1 pseudogene is annotated in these 968 nt (G+C 45.4%); it reads left to right on the forward strand.

The window, feature by feature from the left end:
• Positions 1-968, forward strand: a pseudogene (locus tag R7190_RS26000) (AraC family transcriptional regulator); the annotation flags it as partial.

Below are 968 nucleotides of genomic sequence, written 5' to 3' on the forward strand. Positions count from 1 at the left end.
GCTGTTGAGCATATTGCTCTAGACGACGCAAACCGTTTGTGGGTATCCAGCGGTTACCAACTTTACAACGTTGATATCGACAAGCAATCCGTCAGAAACTTTGGTAGCGAATGGATCGTGAGTCAGTACTTACCAGCTAAAGTGACGCGCTTATATGATACCGAAGATAAACTTTTTATTGGTACGGATCACGGCATTTATGAATACGATGATGAACGTATTCGTTTCAATCGTTTCTCGGAAAAATATGGCGAGTCGCTAGATATAGTGACAGCGGCGGATGGCTCTCAGTGGTTTGCCTCTTCCTATGGGTTGTTTAAAACAGTGGCTGGTGGCGAAGCCAAACAAGTCTTGGAGATGAGTGTTGCGAATGCTCGTCCGGCGTGTTTGATCAGTGATGCGAAAGGTGTGTGGCTCGCATCTTCTGTTGGGTTGAGTTACTACCGATTGTCCGGTGAGTTAGTTAAACATTATTCATCTGCATCGGGCTTGATTAATAATGAGTTTATTCCTGGGATATGTAGCGTAGTGAAACGCACAGAAGATGGTGAACGTGAACTTGTTTTAGGCTCAAAATATGGATTAGTTAAAGCAGAGGCTTCAAAACTATTGGTGTCAAACCCGCCAGAATCCCGCTTTATTGTTAGCCAAGTGATGCTTGAAAACGATGTAATCCAAGTGGGGAGTTCCGACCTTGATGGGATTAAGCTGCCTTATGGTTCTTCGCTGAGTTTTCTCTTTGGCATCATGCCTAAACCGGATAGCCAGAACCTGTACTACCGCTTAAACGAAGGCGATCGATGGCAGACCTTAGAAGGGGGTCAGTTAACCTTAGAGCACCTCAACTCTGGGGAATACCACCTTCAAGTGAGTAACGAGTCACAGGTAACGGCGGGCGTTGTTGGTTTAGAGTCTCGTTTTGAAGTGCTCAAACCATGGTATCTATCCCAGCTTGCGATATTAGGCTT

Source organism: Vibrio sp. 1078-1 (assembly GCF_033340475.1).